Below are 24,783 nucleotides of genomic sequence, written 5' to 3'. Positions count from 1 at the left end.
TTTCATCGCTGAAGCTCTCTGGTGCGGACGTCTTCGCAGGATGCGTTCGGATCCGCACACTCTCGACCAACAAGCCTAACGTGTTTCGCTCGGGGAATCGTCGAAGCCATGCGCCCACGGCGTCGCGATCTGAGTACCGTGGAGACATGGAGTTCTCTGGAGCGCAGCCGACCGTCGATCTGACCTATTCGGACGTCTTCCTGGTGCCGCGCCGATCCGCCGTCACGAGTCGTCTCCAGGTCGACCTCGCACCCCTCGACGGCACCCCGGCCACGCTGCCCATCGTCGCCGCGAACATGAACTCGGTCACCGGACCGCGCATCGCGGCCGTGCTCGCGCGGCGCGGCGCCCTCGGCGTGCTGCCGCAGGACCTTCCGCTGCAGGACCTCGACGCCGCGATCCGCGAGGTGAAGGCGCAGCCCGTGCTGTGGGACACGCCGATCGTCCTTCCGCCCGAGGCATCCGTGGCCGATGCGCTCCGCCTGCTCCCGGCCGCCACGGGGCACGGGATCGTCGTCGCGCACGGTACGGCGCCGTTCGATGTCGGACGGATCCTGGGCGTCCTCCCCGCCGTGCGCCTCGCGACCGCGCTGCCGGATGCGCAGCTGGGCGACCTCGTGCACCGCGGCACTCCGGCGATCGATGCGGATGACATCGGATCGGAGCGCCACGCGTTCGACGTCATCACCGACGCCGGCGTCGAGATGGTGACGGTCGTCCGGCACGGGCACCTCGTCGGCACCCTGAGCGCCCGCAGCGCGCTGCGGTCGAGCCTCTACCGCCCGGCACTCGACGCGGACGGCCGACTGGCGGTCGCCGCGGCGGTGGGGATCAACGGCGACGTCGCCGCGAAGGCGAAGGCGCTCGCGGGAGCCGGCGTCGACGTGCTCGTCGTCGACACCGCCCACGGCCACCAGGAGGGCATGCTGCGGGCTCTGCGCGCCGTGTCCGAGCTCGACCTCGGCCTGCCGATCGTGGCGGGCAACATCGTCACCGCCGACGGCGTCGCGGATCTGGTCGACGCCGGCGCCTCGATCCTCAAGGTCGGTGTCGGCCCCGGCGCCATGTGCACCACCCGCATGATGACCGCGGTCGGTCGGCCGCAGTTCTCGGCGGTGCTCGAGACGGCGCAGGCGGCGCGGGAGCTCGGCGCTCACGTGTGGGCCGACGGCGGTGTGCGCTACCCGCGCGACGTCGCGCTCGCCCTCGCCGCCGGTGCGGCATCCGTCATGGTCGGCTCCTGGTTCGCCGGCACGATCGAGGCACCGGGGGAGCTGCAGCGCGACACGGAGGGGCGTCTGTTCAAGGAGTCCTGGGGCATGGCCTCGACCAAGGCGGTGCAGGCCCGGTTCGGACGACTGGACGCCTACGAGCGCGCGCGCAAGGAGCTCTTCGCGGAGGGCATCTCCTCGTCGAAGATCTACCTCGACCCGCTCCGACCCGGTGTGGAGGATCTGCTCGACATGATCACGTCGGGTGTGCGCTCGTCCTTCACCTACGCGGGTGCGTCCTCGGTGCCGGAGTTCCACGATCGTGCCCTGGTGGGCCTCCAGTCGGCCGCCGGATACGAGGAGGGGAAGGCCCTGCCCGTCAGCTGGTGATCACGAGCGCGCACCCAGTCGTGTTCTGTACAATCATCCGCATAATGGACGACCCTCCCAGTTGTAGAACATCGCCCCACTGTCCGCCTCTCTCCTCGGAGGGGAACCGCTGATGGACTACATCATGTTGGGCGTGGGGCTCCTGCTCACGGTCGGCACCGGTCTCTTCGTCGCGAGTGAGTTCGCGCTGGTCAATCTCGACCGCGCCGACCTCGAAGCACGGCAGGCCCGCGGTGAATCGCGGCTCTCGCTCACGATCAGCGCCCTCAAGCACACGTCGACGCATCTCTCGGCCGCACAGCTCGGCATCACGCTGACGACGCTGCTCACCGGTTACACGATGGAGCCGGCGCTGTCGAACCTCCTCCGCCCCACGCTCCACGCGTGGAGCATCCCGGACGCGGCGATCGCCCCGATCGCGACGGTCGTGGCGATGTTCGTGGCGACCGTGCTCTCGATGATCCTCGGCGAGCTCGTCCCCAAGAACTTCGCCCTCGCACTGCCGCTGGCCACCGCGAAGCTCGTCATCCCGTTCCAGATCGCGTTCACCACCGTGTTCAAGCCCGCGGTCGTGGTGCTCAACGGCAGCGCCAACGGCGTGCTGCGCGGCATGGGGATCGAGCCGAAGGAGGAGCTCTCCGGCGCCCGGAGCGCGGAGGAGTTGTCGTCGCTGGTCCGACGCTCCGCCAATGCGGGGCTGCTGGAGGCCGACACCGCCTCGCTGCTCGATCGCACCCTGATGTTCTCGCGGCTCACCGCCGACGACGTGATGACCGCTCGACCGAGCATGCACGCGATCGCCGCCGGGGACTCCGCGGATGACGTGATCCAGCTCGCCCGGCGCACCGGCCACAGCCGGTTCCCGGTCTACGACGAGGACCTCGACGACATCATGGGCGTCGTGCACCTGAAGGCGGCGATCTCGGTGCCGCGTGAGCGTCGCACCGAGGTCCCGGTCGGTGCCCTGGCCACCGAGCCGCTCCGCGTTCCCGAGACGGCGCACGTCGACAACCTGATCGCCGAGCTCCGCGCTCGCGGCTACCAGCTCGCCATCGTCGTCGACGAGTACGGCGGGACCGCAGGACTCGTGACGCTGGAGGACCTCGTGGAGGAACTCGTCGGAGAGGTGTCCGACGAGCACGACCGCACGAGGGCCGGCGTCATCCGCAACCGCGAGGGGATCACGTTCCCCGCGGAGCTGCGACCGGACGAGGTGCGCCGCCGCGCCGGCGTCGAGGTCCCGGAGGGCGATGTGTACGACACGGTCGGCGGATACGTCATGAGCGTGCTCGAGCGCGTCCCACTGGTCGGCGACGAGGTGCCGTTGGACAGCGGCATCCTGCAGGTCGTGCGGATGGACGGTCGACGCGTCGATCGGGTCCGCTACGTCCCGAGACCCCTCGACGGCGAAGAGGAGGTCACCCGATGAACGATTGGGGAGGACTCGCCTGGCTCGTCGTGCTCCTGGTCGCGAACGCCTTCTTCGTCGGCGGCGAGTTCGCCGTCATCTCCGCGCGCCGGTCGCAGATCGAGCCGCGAGCCGATCAGGGCTCGCGCGCCGCCAAGACCGCCCTGTACGCGATGGAGCACGCGACGCTGATGCTCGCGACGTCGCAACTCGGCATCACGATCTGCTCGCTGCTGATCTTGAACGTCTCCGAGCCCGCCATCCACCACCTGCTGGCCGTGCCGCTGCACGCGCTGGGATGGCCGGACGGCGCCGTCGACGCGGTGTCGTTCGCGATCGCCCTGTTGATCGTGTCGTTCCTGCACGTGGTGTTCGGCGAGATGGTGCCGAAGAACCTCGCGTTCTCGGTGCCGGATCGCGCGGTGCTGATCCTGGCCCCGCCGCTGGTGTGGGTGTCGAAGGTGTTCATGCCGGTGATCTGGGTGCTCAACGCGGCGGCCAACGGCGTGCTGCGCCTGTTCCGTGTGGAGCCGAAGAACGAGGCGGCGTCGACGTTCACGCTCGACGAGGTGGCGACCATCGTCAGCCAGTCGCGCCGCGAGGGTCTGCTGATGGACACCGCCGGAACCGTCGCCGCGGCCGTGGAGTTCACCGACAAGAAGGCGCGGGACGTGGCGGTGCCCCTGGGAGACCTGGTGACGCTGCCGCAGTCCACCACTCCGGACGACATCGAGAAGGCCGTCGCTCGCTACGGGTTCTCGCGCTACGTGATCGTCGACGACGAGGGCGTGCCGATCGGCTACGTGCACCTGAAGGACATCCTCCGCGCGTCCGAGGGTCCGGATGCCGAGACCAAGATGATCGAGCCGATCCCGGCGAAGCGCATCCACCACATGGTCCCGGTCCAGGAGGACACGGACCTCGAGGACGCCCTCGCGGTGATGCGGCGCGCCGGACGCCACCTGGCCAAGGTGCGCGACGGCCAGGGCAACACCACCGCGGTGCTGTTCCTCGAGGACATCCTCGAGGAGCTGGTGGGCGAGGTGCAGGACGCGACGCGTCGCTTCCGCGGACGCTGACCCGCCGTACGGACCGGAAGGCCGCAGAACCCTCGCGGGATCGGCGGCCTTCCGCGTGCGGCGAGCGGTCAGCGCGGACGCGCCCGCTCGTACTGCGGCGGCCACGCCACCTCGGCGCCCAGCTCGTGCGCGGCGCGGAGGGCGAAGTGCGGGTCGCGCAGCCATTCCCGTCCGGCGAAGACCGCATCCGCCGCTCCCTCCACGAGGACCTGCTCGGCCTGCGCGGAGGCGGTGATGAGCCCGACCGCCGACACCGGGATGCGGCCGCCCCGACGCACGGTCTCCGCGAGCGGCACCTGGTAGCCGGGGAACACACTGATCCGCTGATGCGCGACCAGGCCGCCGCTGGAGACGTCGATCAGATCCGCGCCGTGCTGCACCGCCCACTCGGCGACGACGGACGCCTCCTCCGGCGTGAAACCGCCCTCCGCGTGGTCGGTCGCCGAGATGCGCACGAACAGCGGCACGCCGGCGCCGGCGGCATCGCGGACGGCGTCCACGACGCGCAGGAGCAGTCGGGCGCGGTTCTCCAGGGACCCGCCGTACTCGTCGTCGCGCAGGTTCGACAACGGCGAGAGGAACTGATGCAGCAGATAGCCGTGCGCGCCGTGGATCTCCAGCACGTCGAATCCGGCGTCGAGCGCCCGTCGCGCCGACGCGGCGAATCCCTCGACCACGCGGTCGATGCCGGCGGCGTCGAGGGCGACCGGCTCATCGAAGCCGTCGAACGCGACCGCCGAGGGGGCGGTGGTGGTCCATCCGCCCTCGGACGTCGGAACCGAGCCGCGCTCCGCCGCCCACGGCCACCAGGTCGACGCCTTGCGCCCGGCATGGGCGAGCTGGATGCCGGCGTGCGCACCGCGGTCGTGGATCGCCCGGACGATCGGCACCCAGGCGTCGCGCTGCTCGTCGTTCCAGAGCCCGACGTCACGGGGCGAGATCCGGCCCTCGGGGACGACCGCCGTCGCCTCCGCCACGATGAGGCCCGCGCCGCCCGAGGCGAACTGAGCCAGGTGGGTGTGATGCCATTCCTGCACGACACCGTCGACGGCGCTGTACATGCACATCGGCGAGACCCAGAGGCGGTTGCGGAACGTGACGGAACGGATGCTCAGCGGGGAGAAGAGAAGACTCACCGTTCGACGCTACCTCCGCGCAGGTGCACCACGGGCCGTCGCACTAACGTGGAGTCATGTTCGAGGTGCGCGAGTGGACCCGCAGCGACACGGCGCGGTTGTTCCGTGCGCCGACCGCGGAGGACGACAAGTACGCCCGCGGCGTCGTCGCCCTGCGCACCGGATCGCCGGCGTATCCGGGCGCTGCCGTGCTCGGGGTCGAGGCCGCGTGGCGGTCGGGGGCGGGATTCGTCCGGTACGTCGGAGCGGAGCGGGTCGCCGACGCCGTTCTCGCCCGTCGCCCGGAGACCGTCGTCGGGGCGGATGCCGGGCGCTCGCGCGTGGGCGCCTGGGTGATCGGCTCCGGCACGGATCCGGCGGACCGCTCGGATGCGGAGGGCGCCGCTCTTCGCGAGATCCTCGCCGGCAGCGCGCCGGTGGTCATCGACGCGGGGGCGCTGGACCTCGCGCCCGGGGCACGCGCGCCGTTCCTGGTGACGCCCCACGCCCGGGAGTTCGCACGCCTGCAGGAGCGGCTCCGGGTGTCGTCGACGGATGACGCCCGATCCGACGACGCCCGAGCCGATGCTGCACGACAGATCGCCGCGAAGATCGGTGGAACCGTGCTGCTCAAGGGCGCGCGCACGCTCATCGCCACCCCCGACGGAGCCGTTCTGGCCGTCGAGGCCGGAACCGGGTGGCTGGCGACCGCAGGCACGGGAGACGTGCTCGCGGGCGTGCTCGGCGCGGTGCTCGCCGCCAATCCGGATGCCCCTCTCAGCGAGGCCGCCGCCGCCGGCGCGTGGCTGCACGGACATGCCGCCCGGATCGCCGCGGGCGTGCTCGACAGCGGACCGGGCCATCCGGTCGTCGCGCTGGACGTGGCGGAAGCCCTCCCGTCCGCGATCGAGAGCGTCCTGGCGTGAGTCGCAGGTCGACGACCGGAGTGGTCGTGCTGTGGAGCGCGTTCCTGCTCGTGCATCTGGTCACCGCCTGGCTGGGCTGGGTGTATCCGAGCCAGCCGATGGGCGACGTCGTCCTGGTCTACGAGCCCTGGGCGTCGACGGCGCTCGGCGGGGGACCGATCGTGGGCATCACGGAGACCTGGGTGTATCCGCAGCTCGCCCTCGTGCCGATGCTGCTCGCGTCGGGACTCTCGGCGCCGCTGGTGCCGCTGCTCGGCGTCTCGAGCGCATACCTGGTGGGATGGGCCGTGCTGGTCGTCATCCTCGATGCCGTCGCGTTCGGCGTGCTCGTCGGGCGCTCGCCGTCTCATGCGCGACGGATGGCGGCCTGGTTCTGGTGCGCCGCGCTGCTGCTGCTCGGGCCCATCGCGCTGTACCGGATCGATGCGATCACGGTGCCCATCGCCGTGATCGGCGGACTCTGGCTCGTCTCCCGGCCGGCCGTCGCCGCCGCGCTGCTGACGATCGGCGCCTGGATCAAGATCTGGCCCGGAGCGCTCCTCCTCGCCGCGGTGGTGGCCGCGCGGGCGCGCTTCCGGATGCTGCTCACCGCCGTGATCGTCTCGGGAGGCGTGATCGTGCTGCTCCTGCTGCTCGGGGCGGACACCGAGATCCTCGGATTCCTGACCGAGCAGACCGGTCGAGGACTGCAGATCGAGGCCGTGGCGGCGACGCCGTTCCTCTGGCTCGCCGTCGCCGGAGCCGCCCGGATCGAGTACAGCTTCGAGATCCTGACCTTCCAGATCACCGCGCCGGGAGTGGACGCCGTGGCCGCAGCGCTCACTCCGCTGATGGCGCTCGCGGTGCTGGCGGTCACGGCCGTCGGGGCGGTGAAGGCGATGCGCGGTGCCACCTTCCCGCGACTGTTCCCGCCCCTGGCGCTCACCCTGGTGGCGCTGCTCATCGTCACCAACAAGGTCGGCTCCCCGCAGTTCCAGACCTGGCTCATCGCCCCGGTCATCCTGTGGCTCGTGCTGGATCGGGTGCGGGCGCGCACACCAGCGGTCCTCGTGCTGGCGCTGTGCCTGTTGACCTGTCTCGTGTACCCGCTGGGCTACGACGCCCTGCTGCGCGCCGATGCGCTCGCCGTCGCGGTGCTCACCGTGCGCAACGTCCTCCTCCTCGTCCTTCTCGTGGTCGGAGTCCGCGCTCTCGTGCGCGTGCCGGCCACCCGTCATCCGAAAACCAGGGAGTGAACCCATGCTGATCGCCTTCTCCGTCGCCCCGAGCGGTATCCCCGCCGACGGTGCCGAGCGCACCGACGCCTCCGTGCACGACGCGGTGGCCGCCGCCGTGCGCGTGGTGCGCGAGTCGGGCCTGCCGCACCGCACCACGAGCATGTTCACCGAGATCGAGGGACCGGACTGGGACACGGTCATGGACGTCGTGAAGCGCGCCACCGAGGCCGTCATGCCGTTCGGCTCCCGGGTCTCGCTCGTGCTCAAGGCCGACATCCGCCCCGGCTACTCGGGCGAGCTCGACGCGAAGATCGAGCGCCTGGAGGCGGCGATCGACGAGTCCGGTGACTGACCTCCGCGCTCCTGCGCACGTCGCGCTCCGTCCGGCGGTCGCCGACGACGTCGAGTGGATCGCGGAGCTCCGCGCGATCGTCCTCCGTCCCGATCTGGAGCGGCTCGGACGCTACGACGACATCCGCGTGCGGCAGAGGTTCCGGGACGCGTTCGACCCGGCGGACACCCGGATCATCCTCGTCGACGGCGAGGACAGCGGCTCCGTGGCCCTCCGTCGCGAGGGCGAGGCGCATTGGCTCGAGCACTTCTACATCGCGACTGCGCAGCAGGGCCGTGGTGTGGGCGGTCGCGTCCTGGCGATGCTGCTCGACGAGTCCCGGCGCTACCGGCTCAACGTGCTCCAGGGCAGCCCCGCGCGCCGGCTCTACGAGCGCCACGGGTTCCAGGTCGAGCGGCAGGACGAGATCGACGTCTTCATGGGGCGCGACCGCGCCGGAGCGGTCATCGACCACTCCGACGACCGCTAAGCTGATCCGGTGAATCCCTCGACGGAATCGAGGGGTGCGGCGAAGAGGGCGCTCCTCTCTCTCGCCATAGGCAGCTTCGGCATCGGCATGACCGAGTTCGTGGTCATGGGCCTGCTGCCCAACATCGCCGCCGACCTGCTGCCCTCGCTCTGGGCGACCAGCCAGGAAGAGGCGCTGAGCCAGGCCGGCTGGCTGATCTCGCTGTATGCCCTCGGCGTGGTGGTCGGCGCCCCGACCATCGCCGGGTTCGTCGCACGCTATCCGCGGCATCGGGTGATGATCGTGCTCGCGCTGGCGCTGACCCTGTTCAACGCGCTTACCGTGATCCTGCCGACCTTCGAGCTCGTCGCCGCCTCCCGCTTCCTCGCCGGGCTTCCGCACGGCGCCTACTTCGGCATCGGCGCCCTCGTCGCGGCCGACGTCATGGGACCGGGCAACCGCGCCAAGGGCGTGGCCTTCATCCTCACCGGCCTTACGGTGGCGAACGTCGTCGGTGTGCCGCTGGGCACCTTCCTCGGGCAGGAATGGGGCTGGCGCGCGGCCTTCGCCGTCGTGGCGATCGTGTTCGCCCTCGCCACGCTCTGCATCGCCCTGTTCGTGCCGGAGCACCCTGGTGACCCCGGTCGCACGATGCGGCAGGAGCTGCGGGTGTTCCGCTTCCCGCAGGTGTGGTTCACCCTGGGCGTCGGCGCAATCGGCTTCGGCGGCTTCTTCGCCGTCTACAGCTACATCGCCCCGCTGGTGACGGAGGTCGCCGGGTCGCCCGAATGGGTCGTGCCGATCATCCTCGTGCTGATGGGCATCGGCATGACGGCCGGAAACCTGGTCGGCGGGCACCTGGCCGACATCGACCTGCGTCGTACGCTGCTGTTCGGGCTCGCGGCGATGGCGCTGGTGTTCGCGTCGCTCGCGCTGCTGTCCTTCTGGATCGTGAGCCTCGGCTTCCTCGTGGTCGTGGTCGGCTTCGTCTCCTCGGTGCTGAGTCCGACGATCCAGACGCGTCTCATGGACGTCGCCGGCGACAACCAGTCGATCGCCGCGGCGATGAACCACTCCGCCCTCAACATCGGGAACAGCCTCGGTGCCTTCCTCGGTGGCATCGTGATCGCCGTCGGCTGGGGCTTCACGGCGCCCGCGTGGACCGGGGCGGTCCTGGCCATCGCCGGCCTGCTCATCGCGCTGCTGTCCTATCGGGTCGAGGCGCGCCGTCCCGCAGCGGTGGGGCACACCGCGTCGTAGAGTGACGGGGTGAGCGCCTCAGAGCCGTCCCTCCCCGTCGCCGGCACCGCCGTGCTGCTGCGCCCCGCCCCGGCGGGCTTCGAGGTGCTGCTGATGCGTCGGCCCGATCGCGGGTCGTTCGCCGACGCCTGGGTCTTCCCGGGCGGCAAGGTCGAGCCGAGCGACCGCCGTGCGGGCGACGACGAGGTCGAGGACGCGCGCCGCGCCGCGATCCGGGAGACCTTCGAGGAGGTCGGACTCGTGGTCGATGATCCGGTGGTGCTGTCGGAGTGGCGGCCGCCGCGCGAAGCCCCCACCCGCATCCGCACCTGGTTCTTCCTGGCGGAGGCGCCGGACGGGGAGCCCGTGCCGTCCGCCGAGGAGGTGGCGGAGCTGACCTGGACGACTCCGGCCGAAGCTCTGGCGCGTCACGGCGCGGGGGAGTGGACGCTGTATCCGCCCACGTGGATCACGCTGCATCAGCTCACGGCCTTCACCGACGCCGCGTCCGCGCTGTCGTCCGGCGGGTCGGCGCAGCTGTTCCAGACGAGGGTGCTCGAGACGGAGGCCGGTCGCGCGTTCGCCTGGGAGCAGGGGCGCCTCGAAGCGGGTGCACTGCCCTGGCGGTTCGTCGGCGACTGAGCGGCGCGTCTCCGTCCGGCGCGTCTCCGTTCGGCGCGGCTTCGTGCGGCGCGGCTCAGCTCTCGAGCAGTCGACGGAGGTTCGAGCCGACGGCATCCGTCTCGATGAGGAAGCCGTCGTGTCCGAAGTCGCTGGTGAGGACCACGGCCTCGTCGTCGATCACATGGGGGATGCTGCGGGCGATGCGCTGCTGCCCGTCGACGGGGAACAGGCGGTCGCTGTCGATGCCGAGCACGAGCGTGGTGGCGGTGACGGCGTGCAGGGCCTCCTCGACACCGCCGCGTCCGCGACCGACGTCGTGCGAGTTCATGGCCTCTACGAGCGTGATGTAGCTGTTCGCGTCGAATCGTCGGGTGAACTTGTTGCCGTGGAAGTCGAGGTACGACTCCACCGCGAAACGTCCGCCATGACCGAGCGGCGACACATCCGACTGCCAGGACCGCTGGAAGCGCTGGTTGAGCTCGATCGGGCTGCGGTAGTTCAGCAGCGCCATGCGGCGCGCGAGCGCGAGACCGCGATGGGGGCCGTCGCCGTCGCCGAGGTCGTAGTACTCGCCGCCCTGGAAACGCGGATCCATCCGGATCGTCTCCAGCTGCACCGTGTTGAGGGCGATCTGGTCGGCCGTCGTGACCGGGGGCGACGAGAGGACGGCCAGCCGCTGCACGCGTTCGGGCTGCATCACCGCCCACTCCAGGGCGTGCATTCCGCCCATGGAACCGCCGATGACCGCTGCCCAGCTGTCGATGCCGAGGGCGTCCGCGAGGCGCACCTGCGCGGTGACCTGGTCGCGGATGGTCAGGTACGGGAAGCGCGAGGCCCATTCGTAGCCGTCGGGGGCGACGCTCGCCGGCCCCGTGGACCCCTGGCAACCGCCGAGCATGTTCGGGGCGATCACGAACCAGCGGTCGGTGTCGAGCGGGGCGCCGGGACCGGTGATGTCCTCCCACCACCCCACGGTCGGGTGGCCGGATCCGGCGGCGCCGCGCACGTGGCTGTCGCCGGTGAGGGCGTGCAGCACCAGGACGGCGTTGTCGCGGGCGGCGTTCAGCTCGCCCCACGACTCGTAGGCGATCCGGATGCCGGGCAGCTCGGCGCCGCTCTCGGTCGCGAACGCGCCGAACGCGGCGAAGCGCCGGCCGCCGACGGGGTCGCCGTCGCGCCAGGCACCCGTAGCGGGTGGGCGGGCACGGAGCAGCCGGACGTCGGCCTCCGTCACGGGCGCCGACGGCACCGTGTCCTCGGAGGTCGTCTGCCAGTCCATGTCTCCATTCTCGCCTGGCGGAGGAGCCCGCGGCGGCAGGTTACGACCCGGTGTCGGCCTCTCGGGCGCGTCGCGGTGCGTCTCTCAGCGCACCCGCGTCACCGTGGCGAGGTGATCGCTGTGCCCGGCACGCATCGTGCTCGAGGTGATCACGTCGAGTCCGCGGACGAAGACCTGATCGATCCGGACCAGGGGGAACGCCACCGGCCACGTGAATCCCAGGGATCGGTCGGTCGGTCGGACCCAGTCGGCCTCCGCGCGCAGCGCCGCCAGTGCCGGGTCGGTCGACGGCGCGTTGAAGTCGCCGACGACGATGAGCGCGTCGGCGGGGTCGGCCGCGACCTGCTCGGCGATGCCGCCCAGCATCGTGTCGCGATCCTGCTGATGACCGGGGCGGACGGACGCGGCATGCAGCACGTAGACGGCGACGGGTGCCGTGGGCGTCTGCACCTCGACGCGGAGGGCGCGCTTCCAGCTGAGGCCGAGCGTGAGCGGCTCGGCGTCGGTGAGCGGATAGCGGCTCCACACGGCGACGGTGCCGACCGTGAACGAGTGTGGGTACTCCTCGGCGAGCACCTCGCTCGCGGCGGCGAGGCTGTCGCCGTCGAGCTCGGTCAGCGCGATCACGTCGGCGCCGCTCTCGGCGAGCGCGGTCGCGGATGCGGCGGCCCCACCGGAGCGCGCGCGGACGTTCTGACTCACGACCGTGAGCGGTGAGGCCGAGGCGGATGTCGAGCCGGCAGGAGCGGGGAATGTGGGAAGAGCCGGCGACATCGCGAGGAACCAGAGCAGGGTGGGAACCAGGATGAGCACGATCACCCGACGGGCGAGGAACAGCGCCGTTACCATCATCGCGAGGAGGAGCAGGCCGAGCCAGGGGAGCGCGGCGGCGACCGCCGTGCCGACGACGCCGGGCACCCATCCGCAGATGACCACGACCAGCATCACGACGGCGGCGACCGCGAGCCGTCTGGCATGACGCGTCGTGGTTCGCCGGAGCCGCGGGGGTCGTTGTTCGACGTCGATCATGCACTCCTCACGGCGGGAGTTCCATTGTGGAGGGAACAGCCTGTGGGTCGGCCGGATGAGGGAGCTCCGGCGGACGCGAGGATGCCCCGGACCTTTCGGTCCGGGGCATCCTCGTGGTGGTCAGGGCGTCAGGCGCGTGCGGCCTCCGAGACGGCGCGTGCGGCGGCGAGAGCCTGGTCGAGATCGGCCTTGAGGTCCTCGATGTTCTCGATGCCGACCGAGAGGCGCACGAGGCCCGGGGTGACACCGGCCGTGAGCTGCTGCTCGGGAGTGAGCTGCGCGTGCGTGGTCGACGCCGGGTGGATGACGAGCGAGCGCACGTCGCCGATGTTGGCGAGGTGGCTGAACAGCGACAGGCTGTTGACGAACTCGCGGCCGGCCTCCACGCCGCCCTTGAGCTCGAACGACAGCACCGCGCCGACGCCCCGGGGAGCGTACTCGTTGGCCTTGGCGTACCAGGGCGAGGAGGGCAGACCCGAGTAGTTCACCGTCGCGACGTCGTCGCGGCCGTCGAGCCACTCGGCGATCTCCTGGGCGTTCTGCACGTGGCGCTCGATGCGCAGCGACAGCGTCTCGATGCCCTGGATGAGGTTCCACGCGCTCTGCGGGGCGATCGCCGAGCCCAGGTCGCGGAGCAGCTGCACGCGGGCCTTGATGATGTACGCGAGCGGGTCGCCGACGGCGGCGGTGTAGCTCGCGCCGTGGTACGAGGGGTCCGGGACCGTGAGGCCCGGGAAGGTGTCGACGTTCTTCGACCACTCGAAGGTGCCGCCGTCGATGATCGCGCCGCCGATGGTGGTGCCGTGGCCGCCGAGGAACTTGGTGACCGAGTGCACGACGATGTCGGCGCCGAACTCGAACGGGCGGATCAGGTACGGGGTGGCGATCGTGTTGTCGACGATGAGCGGCACGCCGTTCTCGTGCGCGATGTCGGAGACCGCGCGGATGTCGAGGATGTTGATCTGCGGGTTGCCGATGGTCTCCGCGAAGAACAGCTTCGTGTTCGGGCGGACGGCGCGGCGCCACTCCTCGGGGTCGTCCTGGTTCTCGACGAACGTGACCTCGATGCCGAGCTTCGCGAGCGTGTACTTGAAGAGGTTGTACGTGCCGCCGTAGATCGAGCTCGAGGCGACGAAGTGGTCGCCGGCCTGCGCGATGTTCAGGATCGCGAACGTCGAGGCCGCCTGGCCGCTGGCGAGGACGAGGGCGCCGGTGCCGCCTTCGAGGGCGGCGAGACGCTGCTCCAGCACATCCTGCGTCGGGTTCTGGATGCGGGTGTAGATGTTGCCGAACTCCGCGAGGGCGAAGAGGTTCGCCGCGTGGTCCGCGCTGTCGAACACGTAGGACGTGGTCTGGTAGATCGGCGTGGCGCGGGCCTTGGTGACCGGGTCGGGGGCAGCGCCCGAGTGGATCTGCTTGGTCTCGAAGCGCCAGGACTCGGGTGCGGACATGTGTTTCCCCCAGGAGTGGTCGGAAGGTCGGGTGGCGGATGCCGTTGCAGCGAGAGTACGGAACATCGTCCCTTGTCAACAACAGTCGGGAAATGTGACGTAACACAGCTCAGCCCCGGAAACACGGGGCTGAGGGGATCTGCGACAGCCCCGTGCGGGACTCTGCATTCCGCGGGGAACATCGTACGGTGGAGGCATGGTGAACAGACGTGCAGTGGTGACAGGTGCGAGTTCCGGCATCGGCGCAGCGACGGTGCGTGCGCTCCGCGCTCGGGGATGGGATGTCGTCGGGGTCGCCCGGCGCGAGGATCGGCTGTCCGCGCTCGCCGCGGAGACCGGAGCATCAGCGATCGCATGCGACCTGACGGATGCCGCGGCTGTCGAGGCGCTCATCGGCGAACTCGCGGCGTCGGGGCCGGTGCACGCGCTGGTGCAGGTGGCGGGCGGCGCCCGCGGCACCGACCGGATCGAGGATGCCTCCACCGAGGACTGGCAGTGGATGTTCGACGCGAACGTCCTGGCGAGCCAGCGTCTGGTCGCCGGCCTGCTTCCCCTGCTGCGTCGTGCGGCGGAGGTCGACGGCCACGCGGACACGATCTTCGTCACCTCCACGGCGGCGCAGTCGGCGTACGCGGGCGGCGGCGGGTACAACGCGGCGAAGGCGGCCGAGGGGATGCTGGTGAAGGTCCTCCGCCAGGAGCTCAACGGCGAGCCGATCCGCGTCGTCGAGGTCGCTCCGGGCATGGTGCACACGGAGGAGTTCACGCTCAACCGCCTGGGTGGGGACTCCGTCGCCGCCGAGGCCGTCTACGCGGGAGTCGAGGCTCCTCTCGTGGCCGACGACGTGGCCGACGTGATCGCCTACGCGCTGGAGTCGCCGGCCCACGTCAACCTCGACCTGATCACGATGCGTCCCGTCGCACAGTCGGCCCAGCACCTGCTCGCTCGCGGACCGCTGCGCGTGCGCTCGATCGACTGACGATGGCGCAGTCCCTGGCCCAGCTCGCCGCGGACGGCCGGATCGACGCCGGGTGGGCGGAAGCCCTCGCGCCGGTGCAGGACGTGGTCACCGAGCTCGGTGAGCGACTCCGCGCCGAGCAGGAGGCAGGGCACGGCTATCTGCCGGCCGGGGAGAACGTGCTCCGGGCGTTCCAGCGGCCGTTGGCGGATGTGCGGGTGCTCATCACCGGGCAGGATCCGTACCCGACGCCGGGGCACCCCATCGGCCTGTCGTTCGCGGTCGACCGGGTGGTGCGTCCGCTGCCGCGCAGCCTCTCCAACATCTACAAGGAGCGCGAGAGCGATCTGGGGATCCCGCCCGCTCCGCACGGCGATCTCACCGCGTGGAGCGACCAGGGCGTGCTGCTGCTGAACCGTGTCCTCACGGTGCGCCCCGGTGCCGCCGCCTCGCACCGCGGCTGGGGGTGGGAGAAGGTCACCGAGCTCGCGATCCGCACGCTCGTGGCCCGCGACCAGCCGCTCGTCGCGATCCTGTGGGGGAAGGATGCCGCGAACCTGCAGCCGCTGCTCGGCGAGACGCCGATCATCGCCTCGGCCCATCCGTCTCCGCTCTCGGCCCGTCGCGGGTTCTTCGGCTCCCGCCCGTTCTCCCGCGCGAACGCTCTGCTCGCGGAGCAGGGCGCCGATCCGGTCGACTGGAGAGTGGAAGGCGAGCCCGCGGAGCTCGACGTGATCTAGCCGCCATGTCCTGGACAGGACGCTGAAGCCCAGACCTGTCAGCAAGCCGATGGGTCCATACTTCCGAGCGGGGAGAATCGTTGTATCCGCGGTCTTCTAGGTCGATACGCAAGCAGGCTCTCGCCGAAAGAGCGAGGAGGCTCGGGCCGGCCACGTTCTTCTTCGGCCTCTTGCCGCTGCTCGCGCTGATCGATATCGGTGCGACGATTCCGCCCTACGTGATCTGCCTCCTGTCCTGCTCGGTGCTGATCTGTGCGTGGTGCTGGATTCGGCTGCCGTTTACAGGAATCCGCATAGATGGAGATCGCATCTTCGTCACCTCTTGGTGGCGGAGGCGCACCTACGAAAAGGGTGAGATCGCTCGCTTTCGCGAGGAGGCATACAAGGGATACTTGTTCGTCGCTGGCTGGACCGTTTACGGGGGACAACTGGAGAGCGGTCGCGTGGTTGCGGAACTGCGGAATGGCGACACTGTTCGCTTGCACGGGAGCGTCTGCAATCGGCGAACGGCGCGACGTACGTCGGAAGCGCTGAATCGGTGGATCGGGGCCGAGTCGGGGGCGGGCACCGGTCCGCGGAGATCATCCAGTGCCCGCCGCGATGGTCAGGAGGGTGACGCCCTCCGATGAGTCCCGTGCGGTCGCCGCGGTCGTCCACTGCAATCGTGACATGTGCGCGCTCGCGTGCGGACCTACCGCCGCAGAACGTGCTCCGAATAGGCTGAGCGCATGCAGTTCGAGCCGGGGGACCGTCGCCGCGTCCTGCCGCGCCACCTGCGGCCCGCATCGGCGCCCGAGGTGTTCTCGTACACGATCCGCGCAGCGCGGCCGGCGGATCTCCCGCACATCCGCGAGATCTACAACCACTTCGTGAGCAACTCCGCCGTCACGCTCGACGAACGGCGCAGCAGCATCCCGTACTGGCGGGACAAGTACGCGCTGCTCACGCGGCTCGGGCTGCCGTTCCTCGTCGCGGTGTCGCCCGCCGGGGTGGTCATCGGGTACGCGCTCGCTCAGCCCTGGGCGGGGAAGAACGCCTACAAGTACACGGTCGAGGACTCCATCTATCTCGGACCGGGCGCGGGAGGCAAGGGGCTCGGCGCCGCGCTCCTGCAGGCGCTGATCGACGCCTGCGAGCAGATCGGCCTCCGCGAGATGGTCGCGGTCATCAGCGACAGCGGCGCTGAGGCATCGGTCCGACTGCACGCGAAGCTCGGGTTCGTCGAGGCGGGACGGATGGGGCGCGTCGGCTACAAGTTCGGTCGGGAGCTGGGCACCGTGTACATGCGGCGCGTGCTCAAGCCGACCGGGCGACGTCGGGGGAGCCTCTTCGGGGCGCGGCGCTGACGGGACGTTTCGTCTCGCTGGCGCTCGCTCAACGACCGGTGGAGGAGTCGCGGTGAGGGGACGTTTCGTCTCGCGGGCGCTCGCTCGACGACCGGTGGAGGGGTGGCGGTCGCTCAGCGACCGGGGCTGCCGGGGATGACCGGGATCGCGGCGAGCAGCGTCTTCGTGTATTCGTGGGCGGGGCGCAGGAGCACGTCCTGAGTGGAGCCGCGCTCCACGATGTGGCCGTCCTTCATGACCATGACGGTGTCGCACAGGTTCTGCACCACGCCGATGTCGTGCGACACCAGCACCAGGGTGAGATCCGTCGTCCGCCGCAGCTCGATCAGCAGCTCGAGGATCTGTGCGCGCACCGTCACGTCGAGCGCCGACAGCGGCTCGTCGCCCACAAGGATGCGGGGGCGGTGCACGATCGCCCGCGCGAGGGCGATGCGCTGCCGCTGCCCTCCGGAGAACTCATGCGGGTAGCGGTCGGCCATCTCCGGCTCCAGGCCGACCTGGGCGAGCACCTCGTGCACGCGGGCCCGGCGGTCGCCCGGGATGTCCAGGGCCCACAGGGGTTCGCCCACGATCTGTCCGGCCGTCATCCTCGGGTCGAGGGACGCGTAGGGGTCCTGGAACACCAGGCCGGTCTCGCGTCGCAGCCAGTGCAGCGACTTCGCGGAGGCCGCGGCGTCCACCCGTCGCCCGTCGATGCTCACGGTCCCGGTGGTCGGCCGGTCGAGCCCCAGCAGCAGCCGCACCAGCGTGGACTTGCCGGACCCGGATTCGCCGATGATGCCGACGGATGAGCCCTCGACGATGTCGAGGTCGGTCGGTGACAGTGCCGTCTGGGTGCGCGCGCGCTCGAACGTGGTCCGCTTAGGGGCGAAGAAGTCGCGCCCGAGTCCCCGGGCCTCGATCAGGGTCACGCGACTCCTCCGTCCGGACGCCAGAGGGTCGCCGTCGCGTCACGCAGCAGCCCCTGGGTGATCGGCGATGTCGGCGCGGACAGGAGCCGCGACACGGGTGCCGCTTCCACGACCCGCCCGTGCTCGAGCACCACGCCCTCGGTGGCGACCTGCGCGAGGACGGCGAGGTCGTGCGTGATGAACACCAGGGACATGCCCTCGTCGGCGACGAGGGCGAGCAGCAGCGAGAGGATCTCGGCCTGGATCGTGACGTCGAGGGCCGTCGTCGGCTCGTCGGCGATCAGCAGCTTCGGGCGGCACGCGAGCGCCATCGCGATCGCGACACGCTGCCGCTGACCGCCGGAGAGCTGGTGCGGATACCGGTCCACGATCGACTCCGGATCGGGCAGCCGCACGCGGGCCGCCTCGGCGATCGCGCGCTCCCTCGCCTCGCGGCGGCCGATCCCCTCGTGGATCCGGATCGACTCCGCGATCTGCCGCCCGACCGTGCGGATGGGGTTCAGGGCCGTGCGCGGCTCCTGGAACACGATCCCGATGTCGTCGCCGCGCAGCTGCGCCAGTTCACGATCCGGCATCCCGATCAGCTCGGTGCCGTTCCAGCGGATGCTGCCGCTCGCGGTCGCGCCGTCGGGGAGGAGCCCGAGGACTGCGAGGGCGGTGAGCGACTTGCCCGACCCCGACTCGCCGATCAGGCCCAGGCGCGCGCCGTCCGGCACCTCGAAGGAGACGCCGTCGACCACCCGGCGTCCATCGATCTCGATCACGAGATCCTGCACGGAGAGACTCATGCGACCACCGCCGGGGTGTGGATCTCGGCGGCGCGGTGGCGCAGGGTCGGGTCGGTCGCCTCGCGCAGCCCGTCGCCCAGCAGGTTCAGGGCGAGCACCGTGATCGTGATGGTGAGACCGGGCCAGATCACCGACAGCGGATGCACCCCGATGTACCGCTGCAGGTCGGCGAGCAGCAGACCCCAGCTGGGATCCACGACCGAGGCGCCGAAGCCCAGGTACGACAGGCCGGCCTCGGCGAGGACGGCCACGGCCATCGACCACGACAGCTGCACGATGAAGACCGGAGCGACGTTGGGGAGCAGGTGCCGCACGAGGTTCTGCGTGGGCGTGAGGCCGGACGCGCGGGCGGCGAGCACGAAGTCGCTCTGCTGCACGCGACGCAGCTCCGGGCGCGTGACGCGGGCGATGTTCACGCCGAAGCCGATCCCGACGGCCCAGATCACGACCCAGAGCGAGCCGCCCCACACCGAGGAGATCATCATCGCGATCAGCAGCACGGGGAAGGCGATCAGGATGTCGACGAGCACGGCGACCGTCTCCCGCATCCAGCGGGCGGTGAGTGCGCCCAGGGCGGCGAGGGCGATGCCGACGACGGTCGCCACGATGCCGGCGCCGATGCTCACGAAGACGGTCGTCCGCGCGCCGGCCATCAGCAGGCTGAGGATGTCGCGGCCGGTGTCGTCGGTGCCGAGGAGATGCGGCCAGCTCGGCGGGAGCCAGCGGTCGCCGATGTCGGATGCCTGCGGGTCGAAGGGCGTCCAGAACAGCGACACGATCGCGGCGAGGACGATCACGGCGATGACGATGATCCCGAAGCGCCCCGTGGCCGTGCTCCAGAGCCTGCCGAGCCAACGCGGAGTCATGCGGCCTCCCGCTGTCGAGGGTCGATGGCGCGGTGCAGGAGGTCGACCACGAAGCCCACGATCAACACGAATCCGGTGAGCACGAGCAGCTCGCTCTGCACCTTGATGAGGTCGCGGGTGCCGACGTCGGCGACCAGCATCCGTCCGATGCCGGGGAGGGTGAAGAGCTGCTCGATCACGACCGATCCCACGATGATCCCGGCGACCTGGAGTCCGAGCACCGTGATGATCGAGAGGCCGACGGCGGGGATGCCGTGCTGGATGAGGGCGCGCGTGCGGGTGAGTCCCTTCGCAGCGGCGGTGCGGACGAAGTCCTGTCCGGCGGCCTGCAGGGTCGCACTGCGGACGAACCGCATCAGCATCGCACCCTCGACGATGCCGATCGTCAGCGCGGGGAGCAGCAGCGACTCGATGGCCTTGCCCGGGGTCGACCAGCCGGTGCGCGGGAAGCCCTGCGGTGGCAGCCAGCCGAGCCAGACCGAGAACACGACGATGAGCATCATGCCCGCCCAGACCACGGGCACGGCGGCCAGGGCCTGCGCGCCCACGCTGAGTGCGGTGCCGCCCCGCCGGTTGCGCAGGAGGGCGGCGAGGATGCCGAACGGCACAGCGATGATCACGGCGATGAGCAGGGCCATGATCCCCAGGGGCACGGTCACCTGAGCCTTGAGCAACAGCTCCGCACCGACCGAGGCGCCCGACAGCTGCGACGTTCCGAGGTCACCGCGGAAGATCCCGCCGATCCAGTCGGTGTACTGCGTGAGCAGGGGGCGGTTCAGGCCGAGCGACTCGCGAAGCGCATCGACCTCGGCGGGGGAGGCCTGGGTGCCGGCGATCAGCTGCGCGACGTCACCGGGGAAGACGCGCAGCGTGAGGAAGATGAGAACGCTCGACACGAGGAGCCCTGCGATGAGCAGGGCTCCTCGGACGAGCGCGTAGCGGATCACGAAGGGGTGACCGCTCGTTACTTCTCAGCGGAGACGGTGACGTCGGCCAGGTTGATGCGCGAGTTGATCGAGTCCTCCGGGAACCCGGAGACGATCGGGCTCACCGCGGTGATGGTCTCACCGTTGTACAGCCAGTCCGCGGCGTGGTCCTCCGACACGATGCGGGCAGCCTGTGCGAGGAGCTCCGCGGACTTGTCCGGGTCGACCTCCTCCAGCGCCTTCGCGTACAGGTCCTGCACCTTCGCGTTGTCGTAGCCGAAGTAGTAGTCCGGGTTGGCGAAGTTGCCGAAGTCGCGCGGCTCGACGTGCAGCACGAAGCTCAGGTCGTAGTCGTGGTTGGTGTACACGTCCTCCAGCCAGGTGGGGAACTCGACCGAGTTGACGTCGAGCGTCACACCGACCTTCTTGAAGTCGGAGATCAGCACCTTCGGGACCGTCGTGCCGTAGAACGAGGGGATCGTGAGGGTCAGCTCCAGGTCTTCCTGACCGGCCTCGGCCAGGAGCGACTTGGCCTTCTCCGGGTCGTAGGAGATCACGTCCGACAGATCTTCGTAGCCCGGGTCGAGCTCGGGGATCGGACCGTACAGGGTCGTTCCGGCGCCGACGGCCTCGATCAGGCCCTCGTGGTCGATCGCGAGTCGCAGCGCTTCGCGCACGCGCACGTCGTCCAGCGGAGCCTTCTTGTTGTTGAAGGCGAGCGTCGCCTTGTCGGTCGTGCGTCCCTTCGTCAGGGTGAAGTCGTCCTCGAGCTGCGATGCGAGGTTCGGGTCCACGGCGGTGAGCACGTCGACGTCGTGGGCGAGGGCCGCGTTGACGCCCGCCGTGAAGTCGGGGATGTACTGGAACTCGACCTGCGCGACGCCGGCCGCCTCGCCCCAGTAGTCGTCGTTGCGCGCGAAGGTGATGCTGCTGCCGGTGTTCCAGCGCGTGAGCGTGAACGGCCCGGTGCCGTTCTCCGCCGTCTTCAGATCGGTCTTGTCGCCGGTCTTGAACACGAGGCCGGCGGGGCCGGTCAGTGCGAAGAGGAAGTTCTGGTTCGGCTCGGAGAGCACGATCTTCACCGTGGTCGCGTCGGGTGCGGTGATCGACGTGACGGCGGCGAACTCGGCGTTGCCCTGTACGGTCTTGTCGGTGCGCACGGTCTCGTACGAGGAGACGACATCGGCCGACGTGAGCGGGGTGCCGTCGTGGAACACGATCCCGTCGTTCAGGGTGAACGTGTAGGTGAGGCCGTCGTCGGACACCTCGTAGTCGGAGGCGAGACGCCCTTCGACCTCGTTGTCCTGCGTGCGGCTGACCAGCCCCTCGTAGATGTTGTCGATGAGGATCTGCTCGAGCGCGGCGCCACTGGTGTGGCGGATGTCGAGGTTGGTCGGCTCGAGGACGAGGCCGACGTGCAGGGTCGCGTCGGGGTCGGGCGAGCTCGGTGCGCTGGACGGCGCCTGGTCGGGGGTGCCGGAGCAGGCGCTCAGGATCACGGCGGTGGCCGCGAGCGCGGAGATCAGCGCGAGACGTCGGGTGCGTCGGAACATGGGCGTTTCCTCTCGGTGCGGCATTTGCTGTGTGCCGTCGGATCGAGCCTAGAGATGCGTGGCGGGGTGCGGGTCGGGTGTGGAACGGAACGTCATATTCCGCGAGCGGAGGATGCCGATTCGATGAGGGAGGCCAGGAGGACCGGCGCGGTCTCCTGGACGTTGTGCGTCGCGTCCAGGACCACGACGCGGGCGGAGGGCACGCGCCGCTGCAGCTCGGCCGCATCCGCGGCGCTGACGAATCCCCGCTCGGCGCGGACCAGGGTGATCGGGGCGCTGACCCCGGCCAGGTCGTCCCACCCCGTCTCGTGCAGGACCGACGGCGCGGTCGCGGAGCCGGCATCGTGGGCGGCCAGCGCCTGGGCGGCGAGGTGGGCGAAGTGGTGCTTCCACTCCACGCGTCCGTCCGGGCGCACGCGGGTGTTGAGGAACACGCCGCGCTCGGTCTCGGCGCGGTTGCCGCCGAAGCCGAGCGACATCGCCTTGTCGACGAGCTCGTCGCGGGTCGCGAAGTCGGTGGGACCGGCGTAGAACTCGCGCAGCGCGGCGGGTCCCGCGGTCACATCGATGCCGGGAGTGATGTCGACGATCACGAGCTCGGCGACGAGGTCGGGTCGGGAGGCGGCCAGTGCGGCGCCGGTGAGGCCGCCGAGCGACTGCCCGACGACGATCTGCGGCGCGGCGGTCCAGGCCTCGAGCGCCGCCGCGACATCGCGGGCGAGCGTGCGCGGCGTGTAGTCGACGTCGTCCCGCCAGGACGAGTCACCGTGTCCGGCGAGGTCGATCGCGAGCAGCGGCTGCCCGAGGGCGAGGGCGGTCGTGTCCCAGGTGTGGGCGTTCAGCCCTGCCCCGTGCAGGAGCGTGACGCGCGGCGGCTCCGTCCCGAAGCGCAGGGCGCTCAGGGTGCGTCCGTCATCGAGGGGGAGGCTGAGGCGCTGTACTTCCGGAAGCGGAACGCCGAGCGCATCGGCCTGTGCGGGAAGATAGCTGAACTCGCTGATGTCGATCGCCACGTCCACATTCTGCGCCCTTGCAGGGACGCCGGAGAAATGCGAGAGCATCATGACAAGTGATTTCGGACTCAGGCCGTAATTTATGTACATAATGTCTCGGACATGGATTGGCATTCTGCATTCGCTCTGATATCGCGCCCTCGAGGGCCACGAGGCCCCCGGCCGAATAGCATGGAGTCATGAGCGAGACGCGCGTGCACCTGTCCAAGACCGAGCCGACCGCCTACCAGGCGCTGGACGCCTTCTCGAAGACGGTGGGCGAGATCTGCGCGGCCAACGGTATCGACGATCGCCTCAAGGAGATCGTCATGATCCACTGCTCGCAGTTGAACGGGTGCAGCTACTGCACCCGGATCCATGTCGACAGGGCCGTTGCGGCGGGCATCGACACCGACACGCTCACCCAGATCCCGTCGTGGCGCGAGAGCGGTGTGTTCAGCGAGCGGGAGCGCGCGGCGCTCGAACTCGCGGAGGCGTTCACGTTCATCGCCGAGGACGGCATCTCCGACGAGGTGTACGACCTCGTCGGCAGCGTCTTCACCGAGAAGGAGTACGCCGCTCTGAGCTGGGCGTGCGTGTCCATCAACGCGTTCAACCGCATCGTGATCGCCGGCCGCTACCCGGTGCCGCCCCGCACTCCGCAGGCCCAAGCATGACGATCCTCGACGTCGAGGGCGTCACGAACGTCCGCGACGTCGGCGGCATCCCGGCGACGGGCGGTCGCATCCGCTCCGGCGTGCTGCTGCGATCGGGCCAGCTGTCCGGGGCGACCACCGCCGGCGCGGCGGCAGTGCGGTCGAGCGTGCGGCACATCGTCGATCTTCGCGACGGGGAGGAGGTCGCGGCGGAGCCCACCGAGATCGAGGGGCCGGCCACCACGCACCTTCCGCTGTTCCTGGGTTCGGTCCGCTCCTTCTTCGAATCGGACACGAGCCTCGACGATCTCTACCTGCACCTTCTCGAGGAGAGCGGCGAGCGCCTGGTCGACGCCATCCGCGTCATCGCGGCGGGGGAGCCGACGCTCGTGCACTGCACGGTCGGCAAGGACCGCACCGGGGTGACCGTCGCTCTGGCGCTCTCGGCCGTCGGCGCCGATCGTGAGGCCGTGATCGCGGACTACGCGCTCACGGAGTCGCAGCTGCCCGCCCAGCGGTCGCGGCGCATCGCCGAGTATCTGCGGGCCCAGCATCCGGAGGCCGTGCACGCGGTGGCCCTCGCCACCCAGTCGCCCGCGCCCGTGATGCGCCGACTCCTCGAGCAGGTGGACGAGCGCTGGGGCTCGGCTGCCGGCTATCTGCGCGCGAACGGCATGACCGAGGGCGAGCTCGCGGACCTGAAAGCGGCCCTCGTCGAGCCGGTGCCCTCGCCCCGCTGACCCCGGCGGATACTCAGCTGGAGCAAGGTTAGGCAAGCCTTCACTTGGTGTACGATGAGATCACCATGGACACCTCGCTCGAGACCCGCAGCACGCGTGCGGAACGCCGCGCAGCACGTCAGCGCGCACACCACCTGGTGACGGCGGACGAGCACTCGCTCACCGAGCTCGAGGTCTTCCTGACGACTCTGCCGCTCTGCGCCTCCGGACGCATCTTCATCGAGGTGCCCGAGGTCTCGGACATCGGCGTGATCGACGCTCCCGGACGTATGACCGTCACCTGGCTCGCTCGCGAGCAGCGCTCGGGCACCCCCGGCAGCGGTCGTGCCTGCGCACCGGGTCAGGCTCTGGCGCGGGCGACCTGCGCCTGGGCCGACGAGATGATGTGCGACGACGAGCTGGAGACCAACGTCACCCTTCTCGGCGGGTACCTGGGAACGGCCGACATCGTCGAGCACCTGACGAACGCGCTGGAGATCTCGCCGGCGCTCATCCACGCACCGGAGCGCTTCGGTCTGCTCCCCGCTGACCGCTGACGC

Annotated in this window: 25 protein-coding genes; 15 read left to right on the top strand and 10 right to left on the bottom strand. The window is 70.3% G+C overall.

Annotation, left to right across the window (positions count from 1 at the left end; genetic code table 11):
- Positions 1 to 146: 146 nt before the first annotated feature.
- From guaB1 to AC07VM_RS18135, 3 genes are all read left to right on the top strand, one after another.
- Entirely contained in the window at positions 147 to 1,601 is a 1,455-nt protein-coding gene (gene guaB1 / locus AC07VM_RS18145) for a GMP reductase (RefSeq protein WP_494912607.1), read from the top strand.
- 112 nt (positions 1,602 to 1,713) lie between these two features.
- A complete protein-coding gene (locus AC07VM_RS18140) occupies positions 1,714 to 3,030 on the top strand; it encodes a hemolysin family protein (protein ID WP_267417999.1) in 1,317 nt (438 codons plus the stop codon).
- Positions 3,027 to 4,088, top strand: a complete 1,062-nt coding sequence (locus AC07VM_RS18135) for a hemolysin family protein (protein WP_267418000.1) — start codon at positions 3,027 to 3,029, stop codon at positions 4,086 to 4,088. The genes AC07VM_RS18140 and AC07VM_RS18135 overlap by 4 nt, the downstream gene beginning before the upstream one ends.
- 68 nt (positions 4,089 to 4,156) lie before the next feature.
- Here the strand turns inward: AC07VM_RS18135 and AC07VM_RS18130 are convergent, their stop codons facing one another.
- Positions 4,157 to 5,224 carry an NADH:flavin oxidoreductase/NADH oxidase gene (locus AC07VM_RS18130; protein WP_494912606.1) on the bottom strand — a complete coding sequence of 356 codons (1,068 nt, stop codon included), beginning with the start codon at positions 5,222 to 5,224 and terminating at the stop codon, positions 4,157 to 4,159.
- A gap of 56 nt (positions 5,225 to 5,280) precedes the next feature.
- Between AC07VM_RS18130 and AC07VM_RS18125 the strand changes: the two genes are divergently transcribed.
- Genes AC07VM_RS18125 through AC07VM_RS18100 form a run of 6 tightly spaced genes read left to right on the top strand, consistent with a single transcriptional unit; the run spans position 5,281 to position 10,027 of the window.
- Positions 5,281 to 6,129 (top strand): NAD(P)H-hydrate dehydratase, encoded by an 849-nt coding sequence (locus AC07VM_RS18125; protein ID WP_494912605.1) that lies wholly within the window; start codon positions 5,281 to 5,283, stop codon positions 6,127 to 6,129.
- Entirely contained in the window at positions 6,126 to 7,364 is a 1,239-nt protein-coding gene (locus AC07VM_RS18120; RefSeq protein ID WP_494912604.1) for a hypothetical protein, read from the top strand. Before AC07VM_RS18125 ends, AC07VM_RS18120 begins: the two co-directional genes overlap by 4 nt.
- Before the next feature lie 4 nt (positions 7,365 to 7,368).
- Positions 7,369 to 7,698 carry a thiamine-binding protein gene (locus tag AC07VM_RS18115; protein ID WP_494912602.1) on the top strand — a complete coding sequence of 110 codons (330 nt, stop codon included), beginning with the start codon at positions 7,369 to 7,371 and terminating at the stop codon, positions 7,696 to 7,698.
- Positions 7,691 to 8,167 carry a GNAT family N-acetyltransferase gene (locus AC07VM_RS18110; protein ID WP_267418005.1) on the top strand — a complete coding sequence of 159 codons (477 nt, stop codon included), beginning with the start codon at positions 7,691 to 7,693 and terminating at the stop codon, positions 8,165 to 8,167. Before AC07VM_RS18115 ends, AC07VM_RS18110 begins: the two co-directional genes overlap by 8 nt.
- A 9-nt stretch (positions 8,168 to 8,176) precedes the next feature.
- Positions 8,177 to 9,406 (top strand): MFS transporter, encoded by a 1,230-nt coding sequence (locus AC07VM_RS18105; protein ID WP_267418006.1) that lies wholly within the window; start codon positions 8,177 to 8,179, stop codon positions 9,404 to 9,406.
- 9 nt (positions 9,407 to 9,415) lie between these two features.
- The gene (locus AC07VM_RS18100; protein ID WP_494912601.1) at positions 9,416 to 10,027 is read left to right on the top strand and encodes an NUDIX hydrolase; all 612 of its coding nucleotides are present in this window, start codon (positions 9,416 to 9,418) and stop codon (positions 10,025 to 10,027) included.
- A 55-nt stretch (positions 10,028 to 10,082) separates the two neighbouring features.
- Here AC07VM_RS18100 and metX read toward each other — a convergent pair whose 3' ends face one another.
- The 3 genes from metX to AC07VM_RS18085 form a co-directional block, all read right to left on the bottom strand.
- Positions 10,083 to 11,288 carry a homoserine O-acetyltransferase MetX gene (gene metX, locus AC07VM_RS18095; protein ID WP_267418009.1) on the bottom strand — a complete coding sequence of 402 codons (1,206 nt, stop codon included), beginning with the start codon at positions 11,286 to 11,288 and terminating at the stop codon, positions 10,083 to 10,085.
- A gap of 84 nt (positions 11,289 to 11,372) precedes the next feature.
- Positions 11,373 to 12,317: an endonuclease/exonuclease/phosphatase family protein gene (locus AC07VM_RS18090; protein ID WP_494912599.1), complete on the bottom strand. Its 945-nt coding sequence runs from the start codon at positions 12,315 to 12,317 to the stop codon at positions 11,373 to 11,375.
- Between the two features lie 128 nt (positions 12,318 to 12,445).
- Positions 12,446 to 13,768, bottom strand: a complete 1,323-nt coding sequence (locus tag AC07VM_RS18085; RefSeq protein WP_267418011.1) for a bifunctional o-acetylhomoserine/o-acetylserine sulfhydrylase — start codon at positions 13,766 to 13,768, stop codon at positions 12,446 to 12,448.
- 196 nt (positions 13,769 to 13,964) lie between these two features.
- Here AC07VM_RS18085 and AC07VM_RS18080 point away from each other — a divergent pair, with 196 nt between their 5' ends.
- From AC07VM_RS18080 to AC07VM_RS18070, 3 genes are all read left to right on the top strand, one after another.
- The gene (locus AC07VM_RS18080; protein ID WP_267418012.1) at positions 13,965 to 14,747 is read left to right on the top strand and encodes an SDR family oxidoreductase; all 783 of its coding nucleotides are present in this window, start codon (positions 13,965 to 13,967) and stop codon (positions 14,745 to 14,747) included.
- Between the two features lie 2 nt (positions 14,748 to 14,749).
- Complete coding sequence (locus AC07VM_RS18075; protein ID WP_494912598.1) at positions 14,750 to 15,466, top strand: uracil-DNA glycosylase; 717 nt, start codon at positions 14,750 to 14,752, stop codon at positions 15,464 to 15,466.
- Between the two features lie 728 nt (positions 15,467 to 16,194).
- Positions 16,195 to 16,812: a GNAT family N-acetyltransferase gene (locus AC07VM_RS18070; protein WP_267418014.1), complete on the top strand. Its 618-nt coding sequence runs from the start codon at positions 16,195 to 16,197 to the stop codon at positions 16,810 to 16,812.
- 113 nt (positions 16,813 to 16,925) lie between these two features.
- Here the strand turns inward: AC07VM_RS18070 and AC07VM_RS18065 are convergent, their stop codons facing one another.
- From AC07VM_RS18065 to AC07VM_RS18040, 6 genes are all read right to left on the bottom strand, one after another.
- A complete protein-coding gene (locus AC07VM_RS18065) occupies positions 16,926 to 17,723 on the bottom strand; it encodes an ABC transporter ATP-binding protein (protein WP_494912596.1) in 798 nt (265 codons plus the stop codon).
- Positions 17,720 to 18,511: an ATP-binding cassette domain-containing protein gene (locus AC07VM_RS18060; RefSeq protein ID WP_267418016.1), complete on the bottom strand. Its 792-nt coding sequence runs from the start codon at positions 18,509 to 18,511 to the stop codon at positions 17,720 to 17,722. The genes AC07VM_RS18065 and AC07VM_RS18060 overlap by 4 nt, the downstream gene beginning before the upstream one ends.
- Complete coding sequence (locus AC07VM_RS18055; protein WP_267418017.1) at positions 18,508 to 19,377, bottom strand: ABC transporter permease; 870 nt, start codon at positions 19,375 to 19,377, stop codon at positions 18,508 to 18,510. Before AC07VM_RS18055 ends, AC07VM_RS18060 begins: the two co-directional genes overlap by 4 nt.
- Positions 19,374 to 20,324: an ABC transporter permease gene (locus AC07VM_RS18050; RefSeq protein WP_267418018.1), complete on the bottom strand. Its 951-nt coding sequence runs from the start codon at positions 20,322 to 20,324 to the stop codon at positions 19,374 to 19,376. Before AC07VM_RS18050 ends, AC07VM_RS18055 begins: the two co-directional genes overlap by 4 nt.
- A gap of 17 nt (positions 20,325 to 20,341) precedes the next feature.
- The gene (locus AC07VM_RS18045) at positions 20,342 to 21,856 is read right to left on the bottom strand and encodes an ABC transporter substrate-binding protein (RefSeq protein WP_494912595.1); all 1,515 of its coding nucleotides are present in this window, start codon (positions 21,854 to 21,856) and stop codon (positions 20,342 to 20,344) included.
- Positions 21,857 to 21,948: 92 nt separating this feature from the next.
- Complete coding sequence (locus AC07VM_RS18040; RefSeq protein WP_494912594.1) at positions 21,949 to 22,875, bottom strand: alpha/beta fold hydrolase; 927 nt, start codon at positions 22,873 to 22,875, stop codon at positions 21,949 to 21,951.
- Between the two features lie 173 nt (positions 22,876 to 23,048).
- Here AC07VM_RS18040 and AC07VM_RS18035 point away from each other — a divergent pair, with 173 nt between their 5' ends.
- The 3 genes from AC07VM_RS18035 (at position 23,049) to AC07VM_RS18025 (ending at position 24,780) form a co-directional block, all read left to right on the top strand.
- Entirely contained in the window at positions 23,049 to 23,525 is a 477-nt protein-coding gene (locus AC07VM_RS18035; protein ID WP_267418021.1) for a carboxymuconolactone decarboxylase family protein, read from the top strand.
- A complete protein-coding gene (locus AC07VM_RS18030) occupies positions 23,522 to 24,244 on the top strand; it encodes a tyrosine-protein phosphatase (protein WP_267418023.1) in 723 nt (240 codons plus the stop codon). The genes AC07VM_RS18035 and AC07VM_RS18030 overlap by 4 nt, the downstream gene beginning before the upstream one ends.
- A gap of 65 nt (positions 24,245 to 24,309) precedes the next feature.
- Positions 24,310 to 24,780: an SIP domain-containing protein gene (locus AC07VM_RS18025; protein WP_494912592.1), complete on the top strand. Its 471-nt coding sequence runs from the start codon at positions 24,310 to 24,312 to the stop codon at positions 24,778 to 24,780.
- Positions 24,781 to 24,783 lie beyond the last annotated feature (3 nt).

The sequence above is a fragment of the Microbacterium sp. GW821-FHT01D02 genome, from assembly GCF_059422585.1.
Note: the sequence above shows the minus strand (reverse complement) of the source record. Positions and strands in the feature narration are given on the sequence as shown.

Excerpts from the sequence above, each read along its gene's own strand:
- AC07VM_RS18080 (WP_267418012.1), top strand. The coding sequence starts at position 13,965 with ATGGTGAACAGACGTGCAGTGGTGACAGGTGCGAGTTCCGGCATCGGC.
- AC07VM_RS18060 (WP_267418016.1), bottom strand. The coding sequence starts at position 18,511 with ATGAGTCTCTCCGTGCAGGATCTCGTGATCGAGATCGATGGACGCCGG.
- AC07VM_RS18090 (WP_494912599.1), bottom strand. The coding sequence starts at position 12,317 with ATGATCGACGTCGAACAACGACCCCCGCGGCTCCGGCGAACCACGACG.
- AC07VM_RS18035 (WP_267418021.1), top strand. The coding sequence starts at position 23,049 with ATGAGCGAGACGCGCGTGCACCTGTCCAAGACCGAGCCGACCGCCTAC.
- AC07VM_RS18070 (WP_267418014.1), top strand. The coding sequence starts at position 16,195 with ATGCAGTTCGAGCCGGGGGACCGTCGCCGCGTCCTGCCGCGCCACCTG.
- AC07VM_RS18125 (WP_494912605.1), top strand. The coding sequence starts at position 5,281 with ATGTTCGAGGTGCGCGAGTGGACCCGCAGCGACACGGCGCGGTTGTTC.
- AC07VM_RS18085 (WP_267418011.1), bottom strand. The coding sequence starts at position 13,768 with ATGTCCGCACCCGAGTCCTGGCGCTTCGAGACCAAGCAGATCCACTCG.
- AC07VM_RS18135 (WP_267418000.1), top strand. The coding sequence starts at position 3,027 with ATGAACGATTGGGGAGGACTCGCCTGGCTCGTCGTGCTCCTGGTCGCG.
- AC07VM_RS18115 (WP_494912602.1), top strand. The coding sequence starts at position 7,369 with ATGCTGATCGCCTTCTCCGTCGCCCCGAGCGGTATCCCCGCCGACGGT.
- AC07VM_RS18055 (WP_267418017.1), bottom strand. The coding sequence starts at position 19,377 with ATGACTCCGCGTTGGCTCGGCAGGCTCTGGAGCACGGCCACGGGGCGC.
- AC07VM_RS18030 (WP_267418023.1), top strand. The coding sequence starts at position 23,522 with ATGACGATCCTCGACGTCGAGGGCGTCACGAACGTCCGCGACGTCGGC.
- AC07VM_RS18025 (WP_494912592.1), top strand. The coding sequence starts at position 24,310 with ATGGACACCTCGCTCGAGACCCGCAGCACGCGTGCGGAACGCCGCGCA.
- guaB1 (WP_494912607.1), top strand. The coding sequence starts at position 147 with ATGGAGTTCTCTGGAGCGCAGCCGACCGTCGATCTGACCTATTCGGAC.
- AC07VM_RS18045 (WP_494912595.1), bottom strand. The coding sequence starts at position 21,856 with ATGTTCCGACGCACCCGACGTCTCGCGCTGATCTCCGCGCTCGCGGCC.
- AC07VM_RS18140 (WP_267417999.1), top strand. The coding sequence starts at position 1,714 with ATGGACTACATCATGTTGGGCGTGGGGCTCCTGCTCACGGTCGGCACC.
- metX (WP_267418009.1), bottom strand. The coding sequence starts at position 11,288 with ATGGACTGGCAGACGACCTCCGAGGACACGGTGCCGTCGGCGCCCGTG.
- AC07VM_RS18075 (WP_494912598.1), top strand. The coding sequence starts at position 14,750 with ATGGCGCAGTCCCTGGCCCAGCTCGCCGCGGACGGCCGGATCGACGCC.